We start from the raw sequence: 4252 nt of genomic DNA, 5'->3' as shown, positions 1-4252 counted from the left end.
TGCCGACTCACTCGTCATCGTCTCCCCTGTTCACTGTCGTGCCGACCCGAATGTCCCGGTCGGTCCTCCCGTTCCGACGCTCCCGCACGGCTGCCGCGACCGCGACCCGCGATCGCACCGCGAGCCCGGCCCGCAACGCCCATCGCAGCGGTGCCTGCCACCGATGGGGGTGGCGGTCCGCCTGGAAGCGGTAGGCACTCTCGTGGTGTGCCGGGAGCATCAGTTCGGGGTGCCGTCCGGCCGCGTGGCCCTTGGCGTGGGTGACCACCGCGGACGGCACGTACACGTTGAGCCAGCCCGCCCGGCCGAGCCGGTCGCCCAGGTCCACGTCCTCCATGTACATGAAGTATCGCGAATCGAAGCCGTCGATCGAATCGAACGCCGCGCGTCGCAGCAGCAGGCACGATCCGGACAGCCAGCCGACGGGGCGCTCGCCGATCTCCTCGTTCTCCTGGCGGTAGCGGCGTGTCCACGGGTTGGCGGGCCAGACGGTGCCGAGCAGCGCGTGACCGGCACCGGACGCCAGGGTGGGGACGGTGCGCGCCGAAGGGTAGACGCTGCCGTCCGGTTCGTGGATCAGAGGTCCGAGCGAGCCGGCGCGCGGCCAGCGACGCGCCGCCTCGAGCAGTTCGTCGATCGAACCGGGGTGCCACCGGACGTCCGGGTTCACGACGATCACGAACTCCGCGGACGGGTCGATCTCGGCGACCGCGCGATTGATCGCCCCGCCGTATCCGATGTTCCCGCCGGTCCGGAGCAGTCGCACGTTCTCGTGTGCCGCCTCGGCGGCCTCGGGAGCACCGTCGGTCGAACCGTTGTCGGCCAGGATCACCTGTGTCGGCAGAACGGTCGCGGAGGTGAGCGAGGTGAGAAAGTTCTCGAGGTGCTCACCGGGCGAATAGGTCACCGTCACCACGGCCAGCGTCGAATCCACGCCGGTCACCTTAGCGACCTCGGCGGTGTGCGACACCTCACGGGCCGTTTCCTCCCACGTCATCGCGCGGGCGGCACGGTTCCGTCGCCGGCGATCGCCTCGCGCAACGCCTCCCGCCACGGACGGAGGGGTGTCAGGCCGGCACCGATCCAGGCACTGTCGTCGAGCACCGAATAGGCCGGCCGCGGCGCGGGGCGGACGAACTCGTCGCTGCCACAGGGCTGCACCCGCTCCGGGTCGGCGCCGATCTCCTCGAAGACCGCCCGCGCGAGGTCGAACCACGTCGCTTCCCCGGCGTTCGTGGCATGCAGGATCCCGCCGGGGATCCGGTCGCCGTGCTCGGCGAGTTCGAGCAGTCCGTCGGCCAGGTCGCGCGCGTAGGTGGGGCAACCACGTTGGTCGTCGACGACGCGCAGGGTCTCCCGCTCGCCCTCGAGCCGCCGCATGGTCGCGACGAAGTCGTTGCCGTCGCCGGTGTACACCCAGGCGGTACGCACGACGTGCGCGGTGGGAAGCACCTCCAGCACCGCCCGTTCACCGGCGAGTTTGGTGCGGCCGTAGGCGGTGCGCGGGCCGGTCGGCGCGTCCACGCGGTAGGGCTCGGTCGCGTCGCCGGCGAAAACGTAATCGGTGGAGACATGGACGAGATGCGCGCCCTTGTCGGCACACACCGCGGCCAGCACGCCCGGGCCCGTGCCGTTGACCTCAGCGGCCCGGTCCTCGTCGGTCTCGGCGGCGTCGACGGCGGTGTACGCCGCGGCGTTGACGACCACGGAGCCGGGTTCGACCGCGGCCGCCACGGCCTGCGGGTCGGTGATGTCGACCTCGGACGATCCGACACCGCGGATCGGTATTCCCGCCGCCGTGCCACGGTTCACGAGATGACGGCCGAGCTGGCCACGGGCTCCGGTGACGAGAACGCTACGCACTCGAAGAAGTCTGGCACGCCGGAGTGGTGTGCGCCGAGCGAGCGCACCCACCAGTAGCCTTCACTCGAGAGACTCGACCATCGACCCGTAACACCCACAGGAGGAGCACCAGGTGCCGCCAGAGCCGCGTCGCCGCACCGGAAGGCGTCCCAGTTCGCCGGGACGCCGCACCCGTGCGGGCGATCCGACAGCTGCCGACGGCAGGTACCGCCGCGAACCGCGCGCCGGGCGGTCCCGGCCCGAGTCTGCTGCCGGGCAGCCCCGGCACGATTCTGCCGCCGGGCAGCCCCGGCGTACCGCCCGGCGCCGGCCGCCCCCTCCTGCCGGGGCCGCGCCGGGAGAAGTGCGGGTGTACAACGGCAGGCCGTGGCAGATCGCCGTCGCGATCGCGGCGTGCCTCGTGCTGGTCGTCACCGGTGTGGCGTGGCGCAGCGTCGACGCGTTGCAGTCGTCGCTGGCGTCGGTCCGGGGGCTCGCCCTCGGCGACGGGGAGGACGGTGCCGTCGACATCCTGCTGGTGGGTACGGACAGCCGTACCGACGCGCACGGCAATCCCCTCTCCCAGCGCGAACTCGACGCGCTGCGCGCAGGTGAGGAAGTAGCGAACAACACCGACACCATCATCCTGATCCGCGTGCCGAACGACGGCCGGTCGGCGACCGCGATGTCGATCCCGCGCGACACCTACGTCGAGGTTCCCGAGATCGGGATGTCGAAGATCAACGCGGCGTACGGCGCCACGAAGGCGAACCGGCGCACCGAACTGATCGAGGCGGACGCCGACACGAGCGAGGCCGAACTCGAAGCCGAGTCCACCCAGGCGGGCCGGGAAGCCCTGATCGAATCGGTCGCCGACCTCACCGGGGTGACGGTGGACCATTACGCCGAGGTCGGGCTTCTCGGGTTCGTGCTGCTCACCGACGCCGTCGGCGGTGTCGACGTGTGCCTGAACGCGCCTGTGGACGAACCGCTCTCCGGTGCGAGGTTCGATGCAGGTGTGCAGACCCTGCAGGGTTCGGATGCTCTGAGTTTCGTCCGCCAACGTCACGATCTTCCCCGCGGCGATCTCGACCGGATCGTACGGCAGCAGGTGTTCATGGCGTCGCTGGCACAGAAGGTGCTCAGCGCCAAGACCCTGTCCAATCCGTCCAAGGTGAGTCAGCTGACCGCCGCGGTGCAGCGGTCCGTGGTGCTCGACTCCGATTGGGACATCATGGCGCTGGCCACCCAGCTGCAGGGCCTGGCCGGAGGTGACGTGACGTTCTCGACGATCCCGGTGCAGGACATCAACGCGATGACCGACTACGGCGAATCGGTGGTGCAGGTGGATCCGGACGAGGTACGCGACTTCGTCGCCGAGTTGATCGGCCGGGAGCCCGACGGCAGCGAGACCACCTCCACGCCGGTGCCCGCCCCCGACATCGACGCATCGACCGTCACGGTCGATGTCGCGAACGCCGGATCGGTGTCCGGACTGGCCTCGCAGGTCGCTGCGGCTCTGTCCGCCGAGGGATACGTCGAGGGTGAGGTGGGCAACTACACCGGTTCCGGCGTGGGAACCTCGACGGTCTTCGGTGCCGACGAGGACTCCGACGAGACACGCTCGGTGGCGGCGGCACTCGGTGGCCTCGACACCGCATCCGATCCCTCGCTGCCCGCCGGCACCGTGCGGGTGGTGCTCGCCGGCGACTACACCGGTCCGGGCTCGACGTCCTACACGGGGTCGTCCACGGCCGCGTCCGCCGCCGACGCCGGTGTGAGCCCGGCCGGTGGCACCGCCACCCCGGCTCCCGCCGCACCGCCCATCGATGCGGGATCCGACGGCCCGCGCTGCGTGAACTGACAGCTGCGAGAGCCGACAGCTGCATGAACCGACATCCTGGAAGAAGACAATCGTGACCACCCTGACCGACGCCCTGCTCGACCCGATTCTCGCCGACGATCCGGCGGGTCCGCGGATCACCTGGTACGACGACGCGACCGGTGCACGCATCGAACTGTCGGCCCTGACCCTCGCGAACTGGGCCGCCAAGACGGCCAACATGATTCGCGACCAGTTCGGCGTCCTTCCCGGCGGTCGCGTCGCAGTGCTGCTGCCCGCGCACTGGCAGAGCGCCGCGGTGCTGCTCGGTGCGTGGTGGGCCGGTACCGAGGTCGTGCTCGAGGCCGATCCGGACGCCGAGCTCGCTTTCGTCACTTCCGACCGGCTGGACGAGGTCGATGCGATCCCCGAGGTCGCGGCACTGTCGCTCGATGCCTTCGGCGCCCCCGTGCGCGACCTGCCGCCCGGGATCACGGACTATGCGACGGATGTGCGGATGCACGGAGACCAGTTCCGGTCCTCGGGGTCGGGTGATCAGGTCCTCGCCGGACGCTCCGTGCCGGACGT

4 protein-coding genes are annotated in these 4252 nt (G+C 70.6%); 2 read left to right on the top strand and 2 right to left on the bottom strand.

Annotated elements, in window-relative coordinates:
• Positions 1-7: 7 nt before the first annotated feature.
• Both R1101_RS27205 and rfbD read right to left on the bottom strand, forming a co-directional pair.
• Positions 8-934 carry a glycosyltransferase family 2 protein gene (locus R1101_RS27205; protein ID WP_051017577.1) on the bottom strand — a complete coding sequence of 309 codons (927 nt, stop codon included), beginning with the start codon at positions 932-934 and terminating at the stop codon, positions 8-10.
• Positions 935-993: 59 nt separating this feature from the next.
• Positions 994-1863, bottom strand: coding sequence for a dTDP-4-dehydrorhamnose reductase (gene rfbD / locus R1101_RS0117080; RefSeq protein WP_016934583.1), 870 nt, complete (start codon positions 1861-1863; stop codon positions 994-996).
• Positions 1864-2206: 343 nt separating this feature from the next.
• On the opposite strand from rfbD, the gene R1101_RS0117075 reads away from it, so the two are divergent.
• Together R1101_RS0117075 and R1101_RS0117070 are read left to right on the top strand one after the other, a co-directional pair.
• Complete coding sequence (locus R1101_RS0117075) at positions 2207-3706, top strand: LCP family glycopolymer transferase (RefSeq protein ID WP_016934582.1); 1500 nt, start codon at positions 2207-2209, stop codon at positions 3704-3706.
• Positions 3707-3758: 52 nt separating this feature from the next.
• On the top strand, positions 3759-4252 hold a 494-nt coding region (locus tag R1101_RS0117070; RefSeq protein WP_016934581.1), incomplete at its 3' end, for a TIGR03089 family protein.

The sequence above is a fragment of the Rhodococcus sp. R1101 genome (genome assembly GCF_000278445.1).
Classification (GTDB): domain Bacteria; phylum Actinomycetota; class Actinomycetes; order Mycobacteriales; family Mycobacteriaceae; genus Rhodococcus; species Rhodococcus gordoniae.
Note: the sequence above shows the minus strand (reverse complement) of the source record. Positions and strands in the feature narration are given on the sequence as shown.